The organism is Hydrococcus rivularis NIES-593 (genome assembly GCF_001904635.1).
GTDB classification, from domain to species: domain Bacteria; phylum Cyanobacteriota; class Cyanobacteriia; order Cyanobacteriales; family Microcystaceae; genus Hydrococcus; species Hydrococcus rivularis.
This window is the reverse complement of the sequence record NZ_MRCB01000031.1, coordinates 16322-38557: the sequence shown is the minus strand read 5'-3', so window position 1 is coordinate 38557 and position 22236 is coordinate 16322. Positions and strand designations below refer to the sequence as shown.

Here is a 22236-nt window from a genome sequence, read left to right as displayed (position 1 = left end):
GATGCGCTTTGCTAAATCAGATGAAAAATCAAGATATATAATGCTGATGTTAGCAATTGCACTCCCATTACGGGTATTCCATATTGCAGAAATGTTTTGAAGGAAATAACTTTCCCGTGTTGTTCTGAAATTCCTGCTGCAACAATGTTAGAAGAAGCACCGACCAACGTTCCATTTCCTCCTAACGTTGCTCCAAACATCATCGCGTAGAAAAGCGGTAAAACTTCAGGTGGCAACTGCCCATCAAAATTATTATTGAGCACTTCCTGTCCGACATATCCGACATTGACAAGGTACTCCTTGAGTAAGGGAACCATCGCTACGACCAAAGGAATATTAGGAACGACGCTGGATAATATCCCAACAACGAAGATTAAAAGAATCGCACCCAAGGCAATATTTTGTCCTAAAATTATTGCTAATAATCTCGATAAATTACTAACGATTCCTGTTTTTTCTAGTCCGCCAATCAAGACAAAAATAGACATAAAAAAGAGCAAAGTACTCCAATCTACATCTCGCAAAATATTGTGAACGGTATCGATTTTAGTCTGATGAGCTAATAACAAAGCTAAAGCTGCACCTAATAATGCTACGGCAGCGGGAGGAATAGGAATTGGCAAAGCCTCCTCGCCAATAACAAAAAAGATGAGAACGAATAAAACAATTATTTCTCCCACGGCTAATACTCTGGGATGATTAATTTTTGGGTGCGGTATTTGCTCTAAATTTTCAAATTTAGTCTGCCAAATTTTTGAGAATAAAAAAGGCATAATTGCAACAACAGACACAACGGCTAACACGCCTCCTAAACTCAAGTTTTTTAGGTAATCTGTAAAGGTAATATTGACAGAATCTCCGACGATAAACGTCGCCGGATCGCCTACTAGCGTCAATAAACCAGCACTGTTAGCCACAAATACCATCAAGATGAGCAAAGGAACAAAATCTACACCAATATCTTGAGCAATTGGGGGAATTAAAGGCGCTAATAGCATTACCGTAGTAGCATTGGGTAAAACCGCACAAATAGGCGTAGTAATAGCTACGATTCCCAAAAGCAATAGTTTCCCGCTACCTTTAGCAATCAGCACCATTTGCATGGCTAAATATTCAAAAATTTTAGTCGGTTCAAAAGCACGAACCAAGACCATAACCCCAAAAAACAAGGCTAATGTCGCATAACTTTTGCTGATGTAGCCAATCGCTTCTGGCAGGGTCATAACATGGGCAAAAACTAAAATTAGTGCGCCTAATAATGCAGCAACTGTCAGGTGTAACCACTCAAACATAATGATGACGATTACACCAGTAAAAACCGAAGCTGCAACGATCGCGTGTAATTCCATTGCTCCCTCAAACTGTAAGATCGACAAAAACATATATCGGAGGACTATTTAACCAAAAATTCTTTGCGTCCCACCAGCATAAATAACCGTTTAAGTATTTATTTGATACTAATAAAACTAGACGAACGATTTGCTTTAGAAATCATTACAACTCTGGGTAGCATGAGTATTTTATTAATAGGATTAGCGATCGGCAAAGCGCTTCCCCAGGAAATCGCTGACTTCAATGCATCGAATGAAATAGAATCTCGCCCTATTCGGATTATACGTTTCCACGCGCCTTGACCTGCAATGGCAAGCGTTAGCATGTTCATATAAGCTACCCTCAATTATTAAAAGTAGGTACGACAACACAGAGCAGTACCAACCAGGAATGCTGATGAGGGCAAAAGTTGAAATTCTGCCTCTTCAATCTCCTCTCAATGCCGACGAGGTTAGCTGACGGGCTAGGACTGAGAGATGTCCCCCTTGACCTTCTAAGGTTCGCCCCAGGTTTGGTTCCCCCGTTCCTGCTCGATCTTTCAAGCAACTTTGTGCACGATCGCGCAAGGGATTAGGCTGACTTACTCTGAACTTTCTAATAAAATAACACATTCTGAAAATCTGCATAATATTAAGGTCAACCCTCGATCGCGCCGAGCAAAAACTCGGTCATGGCTTCACCGTTCATCGGTCTGGAGAACCAATACCCTTGCCCGTAATGACAGTTCAAGTCTTTCAATTGCGCTACTTGTTCTGGGGTTTCTACGCCTTCGGCAACGACGTTCATTCTCAGGATTAAACCCAAATTAACGATCGCCTTGACGATTTCATCATTCTCTTCTTCCATGCCTAATTGTTTGATGAAGGAGCGATCGATCTTTAACGTATTAAACGGGAAACTGTGCAGATAACTTAAAGATGAATAGCCCGTTCCAAAATCATCGAGGCAGGCTTGAACCTTGCGATCCCTCAACTGCTTGAGCATAACTGCTGCCGCTTCGGTATTTTCAATCACGATGCTTTCAGTGATCTCTAACTTCAAAGTACTGCCGTCTAGACCCGTTTCCTCAAGAACGCTATCGAGGAATTCGATTAAACCGGGCTGGTAAAAATGCTTGCCAGAGAGATTGACGCTCATAGTCAGCGGTGCGGGCATTGGAAATTGTGCTTGCCAAGCGCGTAACTGGTAGCAAGCCGTCTTTAAAACCCAGCGATCGAGAGGGACGATTAACCCCGTTTCTTCTGCGATCGCGATAAAATCGACTGGCGAGATCGTCCCTTTTTCTGGGTGTTGCCAGCGCACCAGCGCCTCGAAGCCTTCAATTTGCTGAGTTGCAATCGAAAAAATTGGCTGATAGTAAACGGAAAATTCCGGCTGTGTTGCCTCTGGCGAAGTCGTACGAACGATCGCTCGGCGCAGGTCATTTTCTAACTGCAATCGCTTGAGAGCATAAGTATACATCGAGGGATCGAATACTTCGTAGTTTCCCTGACTGCGACTCTTAGCCCGATACATGGCGATATCCGCGTCTCGTAACAGATCGGTCACTTGTTCGGGATTGGGATAAGTCCTAGAATTGCCGATGACGATGCCAATGCTAGCGGCGACGAATATTTCCTGATTATCAATAAGAATGGGTGTTTTTAAGGCATTTTGGACGCGATTGGCGATTTGAATCGCGTCGTTCGCATCGGCTATTTCCTCAAGCAAAATGACAAATTCATCGCCTCCAAAACGAGCCACTGTATCTCCGGCACGCTGACATTTTTCCAGGCGATGGGCGACGGAAACCAAGAGGCGATCGCCGAATACGTGACCGAGACTGTCGTTAATAATCTTAAAGCGATCGAGGTCTAAAAAGAGCAAGGCAAAGCGATAGTCATCTCGTCGTTGACTGCGGCGAATGGTTTGCTTGAGGCGATCGATCAACAAATTCCGGTTGGGTAAACCTGTCAGTCCATCGTGAAAGGCATCGTGCCGCAATTGCTCCTGAATTTTGTGACGCTCTGTGATGTCGGTAGTAATGCCATTAATGCGGATAGGCGTGCCCTCTTCATCGGTAATTAGACGAGCGCGAACGCGAATCCAGCGGCTCTCGCCGTCGGGTAATAAAATTCGGTATTCTAATTCTTCTCTGCCAGTGGAGTACAAGGCATTGAGTGCCTCTTCTACCCGTTCTTTATCTTCTGGATGAATAACTTCTCGCCACAGTTCGATGTTCTCAATAAACTCTGCCAGCTTGCGACCATAAACTTGCTCGACTGCCGTGTTGAGGAAAAGTAACTGCAAGCTATAGGGTTCTATCGACCAAACGACATCTTCAATCGAACTGAGGATGCTATCTAAGCGATTTTGGTTGAGTTGCAGTGCTTGTTCGTTTATCCGCAGTTCTTCTTCTATCTCCCGATAAGCTTCTAGTTCTTGCTTGAGTCGGGCACTAGTATCGATCGCTTCGGCGATTTTAGGCGGTAAGCTTTGTAGGATGGTCGCACGGGTAACGAGACCGAAAACTCGATTATCTTCCGTCACAATGGGCAGATATTCGAGGCAATGCTGGCGCAATGGGTGCAGTAGGGAGGAAAGATCCGCTACATCCTTGACGGGAAGCGTAACCAAGTTTTGAGTCATGACTTGGGCGATCGCGATCTCTTGCCAATCTTGTCTTGAGTCGATTAATTTGAGGACATCTCGTTCGCTCAAAATCCCGACTAACTTTTGCTGCTCGACGAGCAAGACGCAACCGACTTGCGTTTGTTTCATCAGCGCGATCGCTTCTTTTACTGACGCTTGGGCAGAAACAATCGGGGGGGTTTTGTCGATCGCCTTGTCTACGGTCATAAAGATACAGCTGAGGTTACTCGACTATGCAGTTACGCCTTCTAACATACGGTGGGCTAATTTTTGGAACATTTCATCGACGTTTTCGCCCGTCCTAGCAGAAGTGATATAGGTGGGGAGAATGTGAGAATGGTCTTGAAATCGAGCGATCTCAGAGAGATTTTCCAACCCGTCTCCATCAATAAGATCCGATTTATTCAAGGCTACGATCGCGCTGATTCCTCTGGGATTGGCACAAGACACCAACTCGACGTGTTCTTGGATGCGTGCGATCGTATCCCGACGATTGAGATCGGCGACAATAATCGCTCCGGTTGCTCCTTGCAAATAACTCGAAGTAATCGCATGAAATTTGGTTCGTCCTTCGAGATCCCAGATCAGCAATTGGACTTTTTGCCGTTCTATCCCTTTCGGAGTTGGTATTTCGACTAGCTTTCGCGAAATTTTTACCCCAAGCGTTGACAAATATTGATCGCTAAACTGTCGGTCTACAAAACGACGAATTAAACTCGTTTTGCCAACCCCGTAGTCGCCAATAAAACAAATCTTTTTAGAGATGACGGACATATCAACAATCAGATAAAACTTTTATAAACTTATAAAAGTTTAACTTGCATATCGTCTTAAGATGAGAAAATTCCCGTAATTTTTTTATTTTATCGAGTCCGCATATCTAAAGCTCCAAATTAGCACGGATGGTCTTTTAGCGATCGCCTGGGGAAGGAATAAAGACTTCAAATCGGACGCAACGGCTTAACCATAGAGGTCGATCTGGAGTAACGCCGGGGGGAAGTTCGGCACTGTCAGAAACGTGCAATCGAGAAGGCTCGATTTGCTCGGCAATCAATGCCTGTTGCACAACGCGAGCGCGTTGGATGCCCAACTCCTGATTTTTAGGTTGGTATCCCGTATAATCGGTATGACCGATAATTCTCAGATGAACCCCTGGATTGCGATCGAGAAATAGCCGAATGGCTCTGAGGCGATCGGCGGTGTCTGGAGAACTATATTTAGTCGAACCCGATTCAAAGTAAATGCGAGTCTCAAGAATCGGTCGGATCTGTACTGTATTGGTGACGGTTTCAACGCCTGGAATCTTTTTGAATGCCTGGGTAATTTGTTCGGCTGCGCTGCGATCGGGGACGAGGCCTTCAACTGCGACTGTCTTGGTGTTGTAATCGTGATGGGCAGTAATCGCCACGCCTTCTTTTTGATTAAAAATCCAGGTGACTCTTTCTATCTCTCCTGCGGTTAGTACGGGATCGGCTGGGACTTCTACAGCGATAATTTGATTGTCTATTTTAAGATTTGGTGCGACTTGGCTGGCGATTTTTCCGGCTTTGTCTTTTAGATCTTGATTGGGAACTCTTCCGGCGAGCGTTAATTTACCCCAATGCATCTCAGGAGAGATCCGATAGATGGATAGTTCTGGCGCAGCATCCAAAGCAGCACTGGTTTTAGCTTCGATGCGATTGGCAACGCTACCTCGATAGAGTACGAATCCCCAGAAGAAAATTATGGCACCCAGGATCGCTAACAGTGCATAGGGCGGCTTAGAGGCTTTCTCTTGTGCTTCGGTTCTCGTTAACTTTTCCAGCAGCGGTTCTATAGAATTGGGAATCATTGCGGGATCGCCATTGTAGGCAGCGATGAGCTTGCCGTACTTGAGGACAATCTTACCGAGAGTTTTTCGGAGCTTTTGCATGTACCGTTTAGAGGGCGAACCCCGGATGACGGCGGCGATGTAGCAGTAGCCCGCAACTTCTAGAACGATTGTGGAGGCATCGTATTCGATTTGGTTGAGTTCGGAGACTTCTCCTTGCTGTACGATACATTCGTTAACAAAGCTGCGGATAGCCGTTAGCAACCCCGCCAACATATCGGCTTCCAGCCTCAACTCTAAGGATGGATGAAGTTCGCGGATGACTAAACCCGACGCTTTGTGAATCAGAAAAACTGCCTGCACTTCATAGTTAATCGCTTCTTGGAGAATCAGTTCGGCTTCTGAGACACCTTGAAGCTGGGCGCGAATTTTGCGTTTGATTCCCTCAAAACTAAAAGCCGATTCGACTTTTTCGTTGATGGATTTAACGAGTTCGACCATGTATTTAGAGATAGTTCTGCCGATGACGGGATAGAGGGCATCTACCATCGCATTTTGTTCGACCTTGATTTGATTTTTGATCGCTTCGCCCATTTGCGGTCCCAGAGTCGTTGCGATCGCATCGGGATCGAGTCGAATTTGTTCTTGTATGGCGATCGCCATTTCTGGCGCGATCGCTTTGGCGATTTCTGTGGGCGAATTTTTAATTTCGTGGGCAATTGCCGTTGGGAGAACGGGGGCAATTGCCTCTCCCATTTTTTGGAAATCCTGCCCGGATCGCTGTTTAATTGCCTCGTCAATAATCGGAATGAGAGCTTTGAGCAGGGATTCTTGCGATTCTATCGATCTAAGATTGAGCAGTTCTGTAATTAAGGGAAGAAGGGGATTAATTAAATCTGTTGGTTCGTAAATTTGATTTTCTAGACTTTCTAACTTTTCTTTTAGCTCGACGACTGCCCGATGCAAAGATAATAAGTCGGGATCCTCTGGGGGAGGAGTTGAGGGATTTGACTGAGACTGTTGTTTGGCTTGTTGTTTTGAAGAAGTAGAAAACTTAGTTAAATCCTCCTTTGCTAATCCCAGATTCCTCAGTAAAGCAATTAACTCCTCTAACGAGTCTGTTGCTTCTGGATTGGAGTTAGCGGATTCAGATTTTTTACTAGACGAATTTTCTTGCGATCGCGCCATATCCTGCTTCCCGATCTCGCTTTCCGTCGCTCAGATTAATGGGATTGCTCTGGCAACAAAAACTCTGCTTGAACGTGATTTTCTGCCGCTTCTTTTAGGTTGGGAATGAATTCAGCTCCTTTAATCTTTAGACATAATTCAAATAAAACTTCTGCTAAATCTACGCGAGAAACTTTACTATCTTTGAGTTCTGACATTCCTTTCTCAAGTTCGGCAAAAATTTGTGTTTTTAATGATTGAAACTCTCCTTCTAATTTTTCTCTAGTTTGAGTCATTTCATTTTTTAAAAAATTAGCTTGATGGTTAACTTTTCTATCCAAAGATTCAACTCCCTGAGAGAGTTTTTGATTGGTCAAGTTAACTGCCTGTTGAAGTTTGCTAGTTTCTTCGTGAGTTGTTAAGCTAAGATACTTAAGTTTCTTCTCAAGAGAATCAAGCCCAGAGCGGATTTCACTAGAGAGAGATTCTTGAAGCTGAGTAAGGCGATCGCGCATTTCTGATTGAAAACTGGCTAGTTCTGATTCAAGCCTGTCGAGGCGGCGATCGCAACTTTTAAATCGTTGTTCGTATTCTTCAATCTGTTTTCCGAATAATAAATTGCGAATTTGGTCTATGTTGCCCAGTCTGTCTCTCATCTGTTCTTTGGCAATGTCACTCATCTGTGTTAGTCTCCATCGCGTATAACTTGGGAGGCAAAGTGTATAACTTTTATCAACACCTAAGTTTAGGGTATGTTATTTAACACTAACACAGACACAATTGCTCAATATTGTCAAATTCCGATCGTATAATCTCTCTAGCCAATGCTTACATTAGTCTTCTGAACGTATAATTTTCATAAATTTTTGTTTCGAGTAGGGACGTTTTAGGGAACATCTCTACGACTCCCGATCGTTTCAATTTTGGAAATTCTCTAACAAGTCGTTGAAGAAAAGGCTAAGCTGGCTGTAATCGATTCAGTTGGCATATTTCAACCTTTTTAGAGGAAAGTTGGATGGAACGGGAACTGGCGATCGCAACCTATGGACTGACCAAACAATTCGATCGGCACATCGCAGTCAATAACATAGAATTACGGGTCGAGAGTGGAGAAGTTTACGGACTGATCGGTCCTAATGGTGCCGGAAAAACCACTCTGATCCGAATGCTAGCAGCAGCAGAGGAACCGACGATAGGAGAAATCTATATCCACGGCGATCGCTTGCTGCGCGATGACAGCAATCCTCGACTGAAACAGCGCCTCGGTTATCTTCCCGACGACTTCCCTTTATACGACGATCTGACGGTTTGGGATTATTTAGACTACTTCGCACGACTTTATCGACTCAGGCAGCCTCATCGTCGCCGTCGCTTGCAGGAAGTGCTGGAATTAGTTCAACTAACCAGCAAGCGTCACAGTCTCATTGCCACTCTCTCGCGGGGAATGAAGCAACGCCTGAGTTTGGCACGCACGATTATTCACGAACCGATTTTATTGTTACTAGACGAACCCGTTTCTGGTTTAGATCCCATTGCACGGATGCAGTTTCGGGAAATTATCAAGGTTTTGCAAGCAGCAGGCATGACCATTTTAATTTCTTCCCACGTTCTTAGCGATCTCGCAGAATTATGTTCTTCGGTGGGGATTATGGAACTGGGTTTTCTGGTCGAAAGTGCTTCGCTACAAGAGTTATATAAGCGTCTATCGCGCCAGCAAATTGTTATCTCAACGTTGGGAGATTTAGAGGCGCTAAAGGGAGAGTTAAAAAATCATCCCTGCGTAGAAGGTTGGGAAGTTTTGTCTCAAAAAAATAGTTTGCGAGTCGATTTTTCTGGAGGAGATGAAGAGAGTGCCGAACTGTTGCGATCGCTTGTCGCTGCGGGAATTTCTCTAAAAGAGTTTCACTGTACCGCCGAAGATTTGGAATCTATTTTTCTCAAACTCGGACACAAGCAAGTTTCTTAAATAAACTTTTTGCAAAAGTCATTAACTTAGCGGAATCCTTTGCGTCTTTGCGTCTTGGCGTAAGAAAAAAACATTTATTCAGGAGGTCTAATGATATGAATATTGCATCTCTATTGAAAGAAACTAATACAAATGAGTTAACCTGGGTTTGGTTGCTCTCGTGTCTTCCAGGAGTAGCAACCGAATCTGTCACGACAACGATGGTTTGTCTGTCAATGGTTATTACTTTACTGGGTTTCCTAATGACTCAACAGTTGCAAAAAGTAGGGGAGTCAGGCACAAAAGCTTTGCTGTCTCAAGGAAACTATTACCAGTAACTAGCGATCGCAGATAGAGAACCCTTCGCTTTGTGTCTTTTTTAGATGGTTATTTTTCTAGTCGTGAGGAATAGCAAACAATGATATCAACGTTAATCGATCGCTTGGGCGAGATCAATCCTCAACTGTTTCGAGAACTCAAAGGACGATTGCAACCTCGCAATCTCGTCATCGCTTCTGGAATTTCTCTGGTAGTACAGCTATTAGTCTATTTCTACTATCGAGCATCTCTTCCTGCGGTTAGTGCCAACCTAACAACAAACGATCTATTCAATCGCTACTGCATTGGCAGTCCCCCGATAGATTGGAATGGCTACACTCCCTATCCCTACAGTATCGACAACTTCTGCGTCAAAGACTTGCTGGGCAACTGGATGCTCAACTGGCAACTGTGGTGGCTAGATATATTTGTCTGTTTGAGTTTCATCGCCATTTTTGCTTTACTGGCAGCAGGAACCTGGATGCTCATTGCTGACTTGTCTCAGGAACAGAGGCGGGGAACGCTCAATTTTATCCGCCTCAGTCCTCAGTCTGCCAAAACTATTCTCTTGGGGAAAATGCTAGGGGTGCCAGTGGTATTGTGCCTAGCAGTAGGACTGGCACTGCCTTTGCACCTAGTTGCAGGATTGTCCGCACGCATTCCGTTAGGAGCGATCTTGGGTTTCTATGGCGTTTTAGCAACAAGCTGCGTTTTCTTCTGGAGTGCTGCTTTGTTGTTCGGACTCGTTACGACTGGGTTGGGAGGTTTTCAAGCTTGGTTGGGTAGCGGGGTTGTTTTGTTTTTCCTGTCGTGCTTAACGAATTTTGTTAGGTTAGGGACTGTAGCAACTCACACTCCTTTTGATTGGTTAGCTTTACTTTATCCCGGTACTGTCCTGCCCTATCTGGTTCATGCTACCTTTCTCCCGCCAAAAACAGTTGGCTATTTAGCTTTAGAAAGTGGCTACCAATCGGGAACTGGGGGGTTAAGCAATTTGCTTTGGTACGGGCAATCGCTTTGGCGTAATGTTTGGACTGGCGTTGGCTTTATGCTTGTCAACTATGGATTGTGGATTTACTGGATCGGACAGGGACTAAAACGCCGTTTCCACAATCAACTAGCTACGTTGTGGAGTAAGGGACAGAGTTATGCGATCTCTGGCTGTTTTGCAGCAACTATTCTCGGATTTACTTTACAAACGACCGAATCCTACCGACTCTACGAGAACTTCTTCATGTTGCAAGCTTTTGTGTTACTTCTGTTCTTGCTTTTGATGGCAGGTTTGAGTCCCCATCGCCAGACACTGCAAGATTGGGTAAGATATCGCCATCAGATGAGTCGAGATCGCCGCAACTTGCTCAAAGAATTAATTTGGGGAGATAAAAGTCCTTCTACCGTTGCGATCGCGCTGAATTTATTAATTGTCATGGCTTTTATCTCCCCTTCGCTGTTTTTATTTCCCCTCGAAGACCACAAACTTCGCCTTCTAGCAGGCGTGCTGCTCAATTTAGGGACGATCCTGATTTACGCCGCCATCGCTCAACTGATGCTAATGATGAAGAGTCAAAAAAGAACGGTTTGGGCATCGGCGACGGTCACCGTGCTGATTTTCTTGCCTTTAGCCATTATGGCTCTCTTTAGCGGCGGCGAACCGGGCAGAACGGCTGCATTCGGCCTCTTTTCTCTAGCTTCAGTCTGGGCAGTCGATTACGTCAGCACGACGACGCTTTTCCTGTCGCTGTTGGGGCAATGGCTGGCGATCGGACTGGTTAGCTTCCAGATGACCAGACAGTTGCGAAAAGCTGCCGAGTCGGAGACAAAAGCTTTTTTGTCTGACTCTTACAAGCGGGCGATCGCTAGTTTTTAGTACTGCCGTGTTTGACACTCCCCCGACTCCATTTCGCGATCGTTCGGGGGATTCTCTTTTTCCTTTTTACTTGTTAAGCAGATTTAACCCAAAAATTAGATGCAAGCAAATTTAGATTTCGCTGTAGTTCGTCGCGTCCATTAAAACCCTCAAGTCGGTAAACTATCTGTCCTTTTTCAAAGAGAATCAGCGTTGGTAGACTTTTAAGACGATAAGTATTGGCTAATTTGAGATTGTCATCGGCATTGATTCCCACTAATTGCATCTGTCCGGCTGATTCTGACTGGAATTTAAGCAGTGAGGGCACGATTAAACGGCATAAACCGCACCAAGGCGCCCAAAAATGAACGAGAACGGGTTGAGAAGACTCTAAAACGACTTTAGAAAAAGTTTTTTCATTTGCTGACAGCATCACGATCGAAAAAATTTGTTATCGAAAGATTTAAGTTTTGATTTAAGACTTTGAATCATGTTACAACCAATTGGGATCGCTTGGCAAAACTATTTTCAGCAATTGCATTAAGATCGGCAAATTCACTCATTTTTATTGGCTTAGCCTCAAATTTTGGGTTTTACTATGTAAAACACTGTATTATAAGTTCGACTAACTGGGGAAAATTTTGCCAAAATCACCAATTAATTCTAGCTGTTGCTAGAATTAGCCAAGGATGTCCCCACCAAAATAGCAGGACAAATCCAAGAACGCCTAGATAGGCTGGACGAAGAAATTCCTGCCATTTAAGAGTTTGACGACCGTCGAAAATGGCAAGAAAGGGAATTATTGAAGTTCTTTCCTTGACAGCAACAAAGGCTTCGCCGTAGCGTTGATATAGGCGACGATCCCCGTGCCAAACGGCGAACAAGTGATGGGCGATCAGTCCCAGAGAAGTCACCAGCGTAAAACTCGTTCCCACCCATAGAGTATGCGCGATACACCAGATAACTTGCCCAACCATTTGGGGGTGACGAGTAATCCGAATAATTCCGGTTTCGTAAAGATGAACTTGAGGCTTTTGGATAGCAGCAATTTCAAGCAAATTAAAGGTAGCGGGATAGAGAAAGAGAAAAGAAATCGCCGACATTATCCAGACCAAAACCGATATTCCCGGCACGTTTTGTACCTGCCAAAGAATTAAACCGTCATAGCGATGATTGAAAAAGTAGATAATGAGAATAGTTGCTAGCGGGATACTGACTAGCGCAAAAAATACGCGATAGAGTCTAGCCCCAATTTTTCGTTCTCCCCAAGGTCGCAAAGCCGCTAAACCGCTGTGGGCAATCGCAAATCCCAACAGCAATCCCAACATAACCCAATGACTCGATGTCAACCAATCCCAGTTAACCATTAATTTCTATCTATAGATCTATAGATAAATTAAAGATAGTTCTTTGTTACGTTTTACTTATTCATTATCCTAAAGGAAATTTGATCCCCTTATTATGCTACTGTCAAGTAAAATCCTTCTCGCCAAGGAAGTGCAATAAGTAAAACGCTATCTGTTATTGAGTCGGGCTAACTGTCCTGCCAGATAGCAGCCAATTCGATTCTGCTAGACTCGCTCAATTGTGTAGAGCCATTAGTTTTGTGGTTGTTGGTTGTCTGCTGACTCCATATTCTCTGTTTCAAATGTTCTATGTCTGACATTCCTTTTACTTTAGATCAACTTCGGATTCTTAAAGCGATCGCCGCTGAGGGAAGTTTTAAGAGAGCCGCCGATACTCTGTATGTTTCCCAACCTGCCGTTAGCTTGCAAGTTCAGAATCTCGAAAAACAATTGAACGTCCCGCTGTTCGATCGCGGCGGACGCAAAGCCCAACTAACAGAAGCCGGGTACTTGCTACTCAGCTACGGAGAGAAAATCATCACCCTTTGCCAGGAAACTTGTCGGGCGATCGAAGATTTGCAAAATCTTCAGGGAGGTACCTTAATCGTCGGTGCGTCTCAAACGACGGGAACTTACTTGCTGCCGCGCATGATCGGAGTATTTCGGCAAAAATATCCCGATGTTACGGTTCAATTGCAAGTTCACTCGACGCGGCGTACCTCCTGGGGAGTAGCCAACGGACAAGTCGATCTGGCAATCATCGGCGGTGAGGTTCCCCCAGAACTCCAAGAAACCCTTAAAATCGTTCCCTATGCCGAAGATGAATTGGCGCTAATCCTCCCCGTTTTTCATCCCCTGGCAAAAGTGGACACGATTCAAAAAGAAGATTTGTATAAACTCAAATTTATTACCCTAGATTCACAATCGACCATTCGTAAAGTTATCGATAAAGTTTTGAGTCGCTGCGATATTGATACCAAGCGTTTAAAAGTCGAAATGGAACTGAATTCTATTGAAGCGATTAAAAATGCCGTTCAAGCCGGATTGGGTGCTGCCTTCGTCTCCGTGACAGCTATTGAGAAAGAATTACAAATGGGCGTACTTCACATTGCCCCTATCAAAGACGTTGAAGTCAGACGAACCCTCTCTGTGGCGATCAATCCCAATCGCTACCGTTCTAAAGCAGCAGAAGCATTTATCCGGGAGGTACTGCCTCAGTTTTCTAGTCACCCAGAGTATTTGAATATCGAACGGCTATCCCACGATAGCGAGCATTACAAAGAAGTAGCTGCCAATGGGGCAGGAAGTTGAGTTAATTGGCATTTATCGGTTCACAGTTCACAATTGATCGGTAATAGGATAACAATTGCGAATTGCCAATTGTGAATTGCGAATTGGATTTATGCATCCATGGAAATTCTTTGCACTCGTCCGGGTTGTCCTCGCCCTAAAAATCTTTTTGCCGATCTCGACGATCCCTCAACGCTAAAAAGCGTTCAGCAGAAATACTGTACTAGCTGCGGCATGCCACTAATTTTGGGAGGGCATTACATACCAGTACGATTGTTGGGACAGGGGGGATTTGGGGCAGCCTATCTGGCTTGCGATCGCTTTTCTCCCACCCTGCGATCGTGCGTTGTCAAACAGTTTCAACCTAGCGGAAATTTAAATCAGCAGCAGCTAGAAATTGCCCAGAATCTGTTTGAAAGGGAAGCCATCGTACTAGAAAACTTAGGCAACCGACACGAGCAAATCCCCGATTTATATGCTTTTTTTCCGTTAATCGCTCCCAATCGGTCTAGCGGCCAACAAGATCGGTTTTTTTATTTAGTACAGGAATTTATTGACGGACAAACGTTAGAAGAAGAACTGATCGATCGAGGACAATTCTCGGAAGCCCAAATCCGCCATCTCCTGACAGAAATGCTGAAAGTTCTCAAATTCGTTCACGAAAATGGCTCGATCCATCGAGATATCAAACCTTCTAATATCATGCGCGATCGCAACGGGCGCTTGTATCTGCTCGATTTTGGTGCTGTCAAGCAACAGGCAATAGGTAGCCCGTCGTCGGGAAAATCTACAGGGATTTATTCGATGGGATTTGCGCCGCCCGAACAAATGGCAGGTTCTCAAGTGTATCCCTCGACCGATTTATATGCCTTGGCAACCACTTGCCTGAATTTACTGACGGGGAAAAAACCGGAGGAACTTTACGATTCTTATCATCATGGCTGGAATTGGCGGACTCATGCCCCGCAAGTGAGCGATTCCTTGGCTGCCATCTTAGATCGCATGCTTTTACCAACCCCCAAAGATCGCTTTCAGTCAGCCCAGGACGTCCTCAATGCCCTCGAACGACCGCAGTCGGTCACTAAAACTCAACTTCAACCCTCGCCCGCTAATCCAACTGCTGCTGCACTGTCAACGCGAAAGCCTTTTTCCTTGCTAGAAGTGCTTGGTAGTGCAGCTTTTATGGGATTTGAGGGGGCTTTATCATACATTGCTTTTACCAGCTTATTGCCTTTCCCCGGTATCGCTCTTGGTTTATGGGGAATGTGCTTGGGAGGACTGATTTATACGCTATATCGCCGGGGAATTGAGGGCAAGGATTTACCAATTTTGGCGGTTCTGACATTCCTACTCATGTCGATCCCAGCCCTGCGGGGCGGGTTAGCCATTTCGGTTGTCGCGATTATTGCCGTTTTGGGAGGAGCAACCGCGATCGCGATTACAGCAATTTTTCGCTTGATTTATTTAATTCTCTCGCGTTTTTTCTAAAGAATTTTAACAAGACTCAAGGAAACTTAAATTCTGAATTCCGACTCTTGACGGTTATAATGCCCCTAAAATATACACCATTAACCGTAGGGTCGGATATGTCTTTGCACAATCATTCTAAAAGATCGGTAACGTTACCGAGAAATTCTCGTTCCCACAGAGCAACTCGTCCTTTGGCTGCTTCGTCAGCATCGCAGCCAAATGTCAAACCATTGCCCCCGCGATCGCATCGATTATCTCCTCAATGGCGATCGCTCCTATTCTTACAAAAGCTGTCATCTGGGATTGCTTTTTGCCTGGTAGCTTCCGTATTGGGAATTTATGCCTGGAGCGTTTATACTCCCAGGATCTGGGGTCAGGAGTATAAAAAACTAGAAACTTTGCAGCGGCACGAACGTCATCTAACAGCGATGAATGAAACGATAAAAAACCAACTCGCCCAACAAGCCGAAAAACCGGAAACAGGACTCGCTAATCTTCATCCGGGTCAAATCCTCTTTCTTTCTCCAACACCCGTGCCTTCTCGAAGCCAACCGCAAAAAGCGACTGCTAAATATAAACCCATCATCGGTAAAACTCCCGTAGCCTACTAAATTGTTAGTGGTTAGTAGTTAGTTGGCAAAAAATTTTCTCCAAATAACTAATAACCAGTAACAAACAAACAACAACCAATGACTGATTCAACCTCCAAAGTCACATTCTCAAGAGCCAGAGATCGCGCGAAAAAACAACCATCACACAAAAAAAGACCTTCTCCCCGTCAGAATTCCCGTCGCTCTCTTTCCAAAGCCAAAACCGAACTCAACCCTACTAAGTTACCGAAGTTCAGGTTACTTCTCGTTTGGGGAGTCATGGTAGCTGGATGTGTCGGCTTGGGATGGAGGCTGTATCAGTTACAAATAGTTCAGGCTGACGAACTGCGGCAAAAAGCAAGACAGCAGCAAGTCATCAACGTCCGTCCTTACATTCCTCGACGAACGATCGTCGATAGCCAAGGAAACGTACTCGCTACCAGTCGGCTAACTTATAGCCTTTTCGTGCATCCGCAACTGTTCGAGTCACCAAAAGAGAAAGTTGCAACCAAGCTTGCCCAGTCTTTAGGAGACACGACCGAGCAAAACCTGCTAGAGCAGTTTAGACGGCAAAAAACGGGAATTCTCCTTTCTGCGAGTTTGACAGAAGATATTGCCGAGAAAATCAAGAAATTAAATTTTAATGGCATCGACGTACAAGAACGCTATTCCCGTTTTTATCCGCAACAAGAAATGGCTGCCGAAGCAGTAGGTTACGTCGATCGCGAGTATAAAGGTCAGGCAGGAGTCGAAAGCAGCCAGCAACCGTTGCTAGAGAGAAACTCGACGAGCTTCTCGCTTAGAAGTTCTAGAGATGGGACGATCGTGCCAGCCTATCTGCCTAAAAATCTCTTGAATTTCGACCATTTGCAGTTGCAACTCACTATCGACCTGCGCCTGCAAAGAGTAGCTCGTTCTGCCCTAAAGCAACAACTGAGAAAATATCATGCCAAACGAGGTGCGGTCATCGTTATGGATGCAACCGATGGCTCTCTGGTAACGCTCGTTTGCGAGCCAATCTTTAATCCCAATCAGTACCATCGCTCTCAAGTCGAACTGTTTAAAAATTGGACGGTTGCCGATCGCTACGAACCCGGTTCGACCTTTAAGCCAATCAATATCGCGATCGCGCTAGAGCGAGGCGCGATCGAACCCAACAGTCGCTTCTATGACTCTGGCTCGATTACTGTCGATGGCTGGGAGATCTACAATGCCACTCGAGAAAAATTTGGCTCGTTGAGTATAGCGGAAGTCTTGCAAACTTCTAGCAATATCGCCATGATTCAAATCATGAATCGACTGAGTCGCAAAGATTACTACAAAAGTCTCCAGAAACTCGAACTCGGAAAAAGAGTAGGAATCGATCTCCCCGGCGAGGTTGCCGGATCTCTCAAAAGCGAATCCGAATTTAGTGCCAAGGCGATTGAAGCTGCTACCGCTTCCTTCGGTCAAGGCTTTTCCCTAACTCCGATAAAATTAGTCCAGCTACATGGTGCCCTAGCTAATGGCGGCAAGCTGGTCACGCCTCACGTAGTGCGAGGATTAGTCGATGCTAAAGGATATCTCCATTGGCAACCTTCTTTTAAGACTCATCGGATTTTCTCGCCCAAGACTAGCCGAGAAGTTGTAGAAATGATGGAAACCGTCGTGACTGACGGGACGGGCAAACCCGCTCGAATTCCCGGCTATCGCATCGCCGGAAAAACAGGAACGGCACAAAAAGCGGGCGCGAGTGGAGGCTATATTCCCGGCGCCAAAATTACCAGCTTTGTGGGAATTTTCCCGGTTGAATCTCCTCGCTACGTCATTCTCGTCGTCGTGGACGAACCCAAGGGCGAAAATACCTTTGGCTCTACTGTCGCAGCACCCGTTGCTAAATTGGTTATGGAAGCGCTGATTTCCTTAAAGGGGATGCCGCCATCGCAGAAGGTAACTGATGAATAATAGGTTGATTAACATCAACAATAATAGTACCTGAAGGTAGTTGAGTAGCTTTAAGATCGCCTCTCTTCCACATCCTCCAGGCGGTTTGATAACTTATTCCTTTTGATTTGGCATAGTCAGATAGTTTCATATTCTTATATTAACATAGAAGATTATGTCTGACTATATATGACTATACCTTAATAGTTTGGATTATATACCAATTCGCAAAAATCTGCATTAACTTTTTGACTTGGGCCAAGTAAAGCGGAAAGTCGCTCCTTTGTCTAACTCTGACTCCAGGACTATCTCGCCTCCCTCAGTTTCAATAATTTTTTTAACAATGGATAAACCGATTCCAGTGCTTTCATGGGAGTGGTTGGCTTTGAGCGTTTGAAAGATACCAAAAATCCTTTCGTGATATTCGGGAGCGATGCCAGGTCCGTCATCAGTTATGGCAAATTCATAGTAGTCTCCTTTTTCTGTAGCAGCAATCTCAATGCGCCCGTTGGGACGATGGTGGTGTTTGATGGCATTGCCAATCAGATTGGCAAACACCTGGGTGAGAAGCAACCGTTTGGCGACGATTGTTGGCATCTGGGGTGGTGCGGAGATGGTAAAAGTAGCTGGAGGAGCAAGGGAATCGAGTACCTCGTCAAGCAGTTCGCCAACGTTCACAGTTTCTGCGGTAACTTCGCTACGACCGACGCGAGAATATTGTAGTAATCCGTCGATGAGGCTCTCCATGCGATAGACTCTTTGCCGCAGAAGCTCCATCTGGTATTGGTTTTCTTCGGGAAGTTGCCCTTCGAGGTCTTCTTCGATCCATTGAGAGAGATTGGCGATCGCTCGCAATGGAGCTTTGAGGTCATGCGAGACGACATAGACGAAGCGATCCAGCTCTTGATTGCGTTTTGCTAACTGGGAAGTTGTTTGCGTCAAGGCTGCGTTCAACTGGCTGAGTTCGCTTGCTTGTTGCTGAAGCTGGAGTTCGGCTTGCTTGCGATCGCTGATGTCTTCGACGACTCCGATGATGTATTTCGGTCTTCCCAGGCGATCGCCACCGTCGCTGGAAACGGCTTCGCGGGCTAGCGAGACGGCGAGATTGACCCAAACGGTAGAGCCATCTTTGCGGATGTATCGTTTCTCCATCAAAAAATTGGGAATTTCTCCGGCTACTAACTGACGAACGTAATTGCGATCGCTTTCCAAGTCGTCTGGATGGATAATTTCCTGATAGGTCATCCCCATCAACTCCTCGCGGCTATAGCCTGTGATTTCGCAAATTTTTTGATTAAATCGTAGCCAGCGACCGTCGAGAGCTACGTGACAAACGCCAACCGCTGCCAAATCGAAGGTCATGCGATATTGTTCTTCGCTCTCTCGCAGCGCTTCTTCGGTTTGCTTTCGTCCGGTCACGTCAAGTGCCGTACTGATGACCAAACGCCTGCCATCGGGCAGTTTTCCCAAGGGAGCAGAAGAAAAGTCCCAAATGCGGGTCGCTCCCGTGCGCGTTCTGATGGTAAATTCTCCCTCTCTGACCGATCTGTCCAAGCTGTAGAGGCGATCGATGATAGCTTTGACCTCTTGTGAGCGTTCTCCATAGGCGCGTCGAGTCCAATCGGCGATCGTGGGAATATCTTCTGGTGCGTAGCCTGTTATTTCTGTCCAGATACGGTTAACGAACAAGACTTCTCCATCTTCGGCATGGAGAATGATGGGGAGCGGCGCATCGAGAATCGAACGCCGGAAACGGTCTTCGCTTTCTCGCAGCGCTTCCTCCGCCTGCTTGCGATCGCTGATGTCGAAAACTACCCCAAGCATCCGTATTGGCTTTCTGTGCTCGTCATAAAGCCCCCGACCTTTGCTCATCAGCCAACGAACGGTTCCATTCGGGTAGATGATGCGGTATTCGGCTTCAAAATCGGCTCGATCGACCACGGCACGGGCAAGGGCTTGCTCGACCCGTTCGATATCTTCGGGGTGAACGCGATCGCGCCACGTCTGATAGCTGCTTTCTATTTCTCCTGGTCGCAATCCCAGCAATCGGAAATGGTTTTCGTTCCAAGTTAAAATATTTTCCTCAATATTCCAATCCCAACTACCGATATGAGTTAAAGCTAGGGTTAATCGACGCTTTTCCTCGCTCTGGCGCAATGCATCTTCTATTTGCTTGTGTTCGGTAATATCGGTAATCGTTCCGACATAGCTAATAACTTGACCGTCGGCTTCAGTTTCGGGCAGCGCTTGTCCCAACACCCAGCTAATCGTTCCGTCTGGGCGTTGGAAGCGATATTCCGAATAAAAAGGCTGACTTTCCTCAACCGCTTGCTTCCATTCATTAATGACTCGCTCGCGCTCGTCGGGGTGAAGCGCGCCCTTCCAACCCGTGCCGCGTGCTTCTTCGGACGAGAGTCCGGCGATTTCGAGCCAGCGCTCGTTGGCATAAATACAGTTGCCCTCGCGATCGCAGCGAAAGATCCCGACGGGTGATAGTTGAGCGAGGGTAGCATAGCGGCGTTCGCTCTCTTGCAACTCTCGTTCGGCTCGCTTGCGATCGGTGATATCAGTTGCTACGCCGATCGTGCCGATGACATTGCCCCGTTCGTCCCGATAAGGCGATTTGGTTGCCAGAAACGTGCGCATTCCTTCGGGCAAGCTCACTTGTTCCTCGAAGACTTGCATCTGACCGGTTTCCATCACGGAGCGATCGTGTTCCATAATCTGCCGTGCCTGTTCGCGGTCGATCTGGAAATCCACATCCGTGCGACCGAGAACTTCATTTTCCGACTTGCCCATCAGGCGGAGCGTCTCTGGATTAGCCATCAGCACGCGCCCCTGCCGATCTTTGGCAAAGATTAGGGTGGCTGTGGCTTGATTGACCGCATTCAGGATTGCCATTTTTTCGTGCACGACGGCTTCGGCACGCATGCGATCGTCGATATCGGTACAGGTTCCGAACCAATAAGTAATGACCCCGCGATCGTCGCGGATGGGAATGCCCCGCCCGATGTGCCAGCGATACTCGCCATCGTAGCGTCTCAAGCGATATTGAACTTCATAGGGGTTGCCTGTCGCCAGACTGGTCGTCCATTGCTGGAAGGTCAAGAGGCGATCGTCGGGATGCAGAACTTGCTGCCAGTCCCACCCCAGGGTTTCGTGCGGTTGCAGTCCTGTATAGTCGAACCAGCGTTGGTTCATGTATTCCACAACCCCATCGGGACGGGCAATCCAAACCATTGGCGGAATGTTTTCAGCTAGTACCCGATAGCGTTCCTCGCTCTTTTTGAGGGCTTCCTCGGCCAGCTTGCGATCGCTAATATCAGAAACGACGCCGACCATTCTCACCGGACGACCTTCGGTATCATAGTAGAATCGCCCTAATGCATCCACCCAGCGCACCTTGCCATCCGACCCAATTACCCGATACTGCGCTTTATAATCTTCTCTATCGTTCAAAGCTTTTTGAACTAATGCTTCAACTCGCTCTATATCGTTAGGATGCCCTCGCTCTTTCCAATTTTCATAGGTAACTTCTTCTGTGTCGTTATAGTCAAAAATCTGTCTGCCTCGAACCGTCAATTCGACTTTATTGGCTTTCATATCCCAGTTCCAAGCTCCCATTTGGGCAATATCCATTGCTAATACAAGTTGGGCAGCATAATTCTGGGCTTCTAGTGAAACCGCCTCAAGCTCGGCAGTGCGATCGCTAACTCGTTGTTCTAACTCGGCATTAAGCTTGCGGATCTCGGCTTCTGCTTGCTGGCGCTCTTCGATCTCCTCAGCTAGCGCTCGGTTGGCAATCTCTAATTGTTCGGGGCTCGGTAGGGAAAGTGCCTGGGGAATTAAAGGATACAGTTCTGAGGCAGTGTAGAGAGAAACTAATGCTGTAATCGCTTTAATCGACCCGGAAAGCCAATAGGTCGGATGCCAAAGCGTCCAAACTTCCATCATATGAGTCGTGCCGCAGGCAGTAATAAAGGCGCTAAACATCCAGAAAATTCCTTTAAAGGGAACATCTCGTCGCTGGCGAACGAAGTAGACCAGCATAATCGGAATGGAATAATAAGCTAGCGCGATTAGGGAATCCGACAACAGATGGAGCCATACTAACTCCGACTTCCAGAGGTAGCAATGTCCGTGAGGAATAAACTGCCGAGAAGAAAAGAAGTTTTGCAACAGTTCTAGCATTGAAGATATACTTAGGAACTAATCCCGTAGATAGGCGCAATATCTAAAGTTTTAGAAAATTTAAGCCAACAGAACCATTCTAAAAAACCTTTATATCGCCTTTTTTAGGCTAACAAACTCTTCAAAATTACAAGGAACGCCAGATTGTTTTTATACAGTAGGATACAAATCTTGACTATTTTTTCTAGTAGTAGCGCGTGTGGCAAGCCGATTGGGAAACATGGCAATTCTAATTGATTCATAAAAATTGTATTGCAGGAGAGCTTTCGCTCGCGATCGCGACGGATGTAAAGAAGGACAGGCTTTGCTTTGCGCACTACATTCACAAATGATTTGGGATTGCTATATAGTGTGCTTACCAATCGGAAAGACTTTTT

Annotated in this window: 15 protein-coding genes, 1 pseudogene and 1 riboswitch; of the genes and pseudogenes, 7 read left to right on the top strand and 9 right to left on the bottom strand. The window is 45.9% G+C overall.

Features of this window, described 5'->3' with window-relative positions; all coding sequences use genetic code 11:
* Positions 1 to 11 precede the first annotated feature (11 nt).
* From NIES593_RS19185 to NIES593_RS19155, 5 genes are all read right to left on the bottom strand, one after another.
* Positions 12 to 1349, bottom strand: a complete 1338-nt coding sequence (locus NIES593_RS19185) for an ArsB/NhaD family transporter (protein WP_073601130.1) — start codon at positions 1347 to 1349, stop codon at positions 12 to 14.
* 408 nt (positions 1350 to 1757) lie between these two features.
* Positions 1758 to 1887: riboswitch (cyclic di-AMP (ydaO/yuaA leader) on the bottom strand.
* Between the two features lie 81 nt (positions 1888 to 1968).
* Complete coding sequence (locus tag NIES593_RS19170; protein ID WP_073601105.1) at positions 1969 to 4170, bottom strand: EAL domain-containing protein; 2202 nt, start codon at positions 4168 to 4170, stop codon at positions 1969 to 1971.
* 24 nt (positions 4171 to 4194) lie between these two features.
* A complete protein-coding gene (locus tag NIES593_RS19165) occupies positions 4195 to 4737 on the bottom strand; it encodes a Rab family GTPase (protein ID WP_073601104.1) in 543 nt (180 codons plus the stop codon).
* Positions 4738 to 4873: 136 nt separating this feature from the next.
* A complete protein-coding gene (locus NIES593_RS19160) occupies positions 4874 to 6961 on the bottom strand; it encodes a BON domain-containing protein (protein WP_175561178.1) in 2088 nt (695 codons plus the stop codon).
* Positions 6962 to 6996: 35 nt separating this feature from the next.
* A complete protein-coding gene (locus NIES593_RS19155) occupies positions 6997 to 7620 on the bottom strand; it encodes a hypothetical protein (protein WP_073601103.1) in 624 nt (207 codons plus the stop codon).
* A gap of 335 nt (positions 7621 to 7955) precedes the next feature.
* Here NIES593_RS19155 and NIES593_RS19150 point away from each other — a divergent pair, with 335 nt between their 5' ends.
* The 3 genes from NIES593_RS19150 (at position 7956) to NIES593_RS19140 (ending at position 11070) form a co-directional block, all read left to right on the top strand.
* A complete protein-coding gene (locus NIES593_RS19150) occupies positions 7956 to 8906 on the top strand; it encodes an ABC transporter ATP-binding protein (protein ID WP_073601102.1) in 951 nt (316 codons plus the stop codon).
* Positions 8907 to 9001: 95 nt separating this feature from the next.
* The gene (locus NIES593_RS19145; protein WP_073601101.1) at positions 9002 to 9223 is read left to right on the top strand and encodes a hypothetical protein; all 222 of its coding nucleotides are present in this window, start codon (positions 9002 to 9004) and stop codon (positions 9221 to 9223) included.
* A gap of 80 nt (positions 9224 to 9303) precedes the next feature.
* Positions 9304 to 11070 carry a hypothetical protein gene (locus NIES593_RS19140; RefSeq protein WP_073601100.1) on the top strand — a complete coding sequence of 589 codons (1767 nt, stop codon included), beginning with the start codon at positions 9304 to 9306 and terminating at the stop codon, positions 11068 to 11070.
* Between the two features lie 73 nt (positions 11071 to 11143).
* Here NIES593_RS19140 and NIES593_RS19135 read toward each other — a convergent pair whose 3' ends face one another.
* Both NIES593_RS19135 and NIES593_RS19130 read right to left on the bottom strand, forming a co-directional pair.
* Positions 11144 to 11485: a thioredoxin family protein gene (locus NIES593_RS19135; RefSeq protein WP_073601099.1), complete on the bottom strand. Its 342-nt coding sequence runs from the start codon at positions 11483 to 11485 to the stop codon at positions 11144 to 11146.
* 214 nt (positions 11486 to 11699) lie between these two features.
* The gene (locus NIES593_RS19130) at positions 11700 to 12416 is read right to left on the bottom strand and encodes an NnrU family protein (protein WP_073601098.1); all 717 of its coding nucleotides are present in this window, start codon (positions 12414 to 12416) and stop codon (positions 11700 to 11702) included.
* Between the two features lie 288 nt (positions 12417 to 12704).
* Here NIES593_RS19130 and NIES593_RS19125 point away from each other — a divergent pair, with 288 nt between their 5' ends.
* The 4 genes from NIES593_RS19125 to NIES593_RS19110 all read left to right on the top strand — a co-directional run bounded on the left by NIES593_RS19125 (position 12705) and on the right by NIES593_RS19110 (position 17689).
* Positions 12705 to 13706, top strand: coding sequence for a LysR family transcriptional regulator (locus NIES593_RS19125; RefSeq protein ID WP_073601097.1), 1002 nt, complete (start codon positions 12705 to 12707; stop codon positions 13704 to 13706).
* 99 nt (positions 13707 to 13805) lie between these two features.
* Entirely contained in the window at positions 13806 to 15173 is a 1368-nt protein-coding gene (locus NIES593_RS19120) for a serine/threonine-protein kinase (protein ID WP_073601096.1), read from the top strand.
* Between the two features lie 98 nt (positions 15174 to 15271).
* Entirely contained in the window at positions 15272 to 15766 is a 495-nt protein-coding gene (locus tag NIES593_RS19115) for a hypothetical protein (protein WP_073601095.1), read from the top strand.
* A 78-nt stretch (positions 15767 to 15844) separates the two neighbouring features.
* On the top strand, positions 15845 to 17689 hold the full coding sequence (locus NIES593_RS19110; protein WP_073601094.1) for a peptidoglycan D,D-transpeptidase FtsI family protein: 1845 nt from the start codon (positions 15845 to 15847) through the stop codon (positions 17687 to 17689).
* Positions 17690 to 17705: 16 nt separating this feature from the next.
* Here the strand turns inward: NIES593_RS19110 and NIES593_RS25665 are convergent.
* Both NIES593_RS25665 and NIES593_RS19100 read right to left on the bottom strand, forming a co-directional pair.
* Positions 17706 to 17819, bottom strand: a pseudogene (locus tag NIES593_RS25665) (IS607 family transposase); the annotation flags it as partial.
* An 89-nt stretch (positions 17820 to 17908) separates the two neighbouring features.
* Entirely contained in the window at positions 17909 to 21859 is a 3951-nt protein-coding gene (locus NIES593_RS19100) for a PAS domain-containing sensor histidine kinase (protein ID WP_073601093.1), read from the bottom strand.
* Positions 21860 to 22236 lie beyond the last annotated feature (377 nt).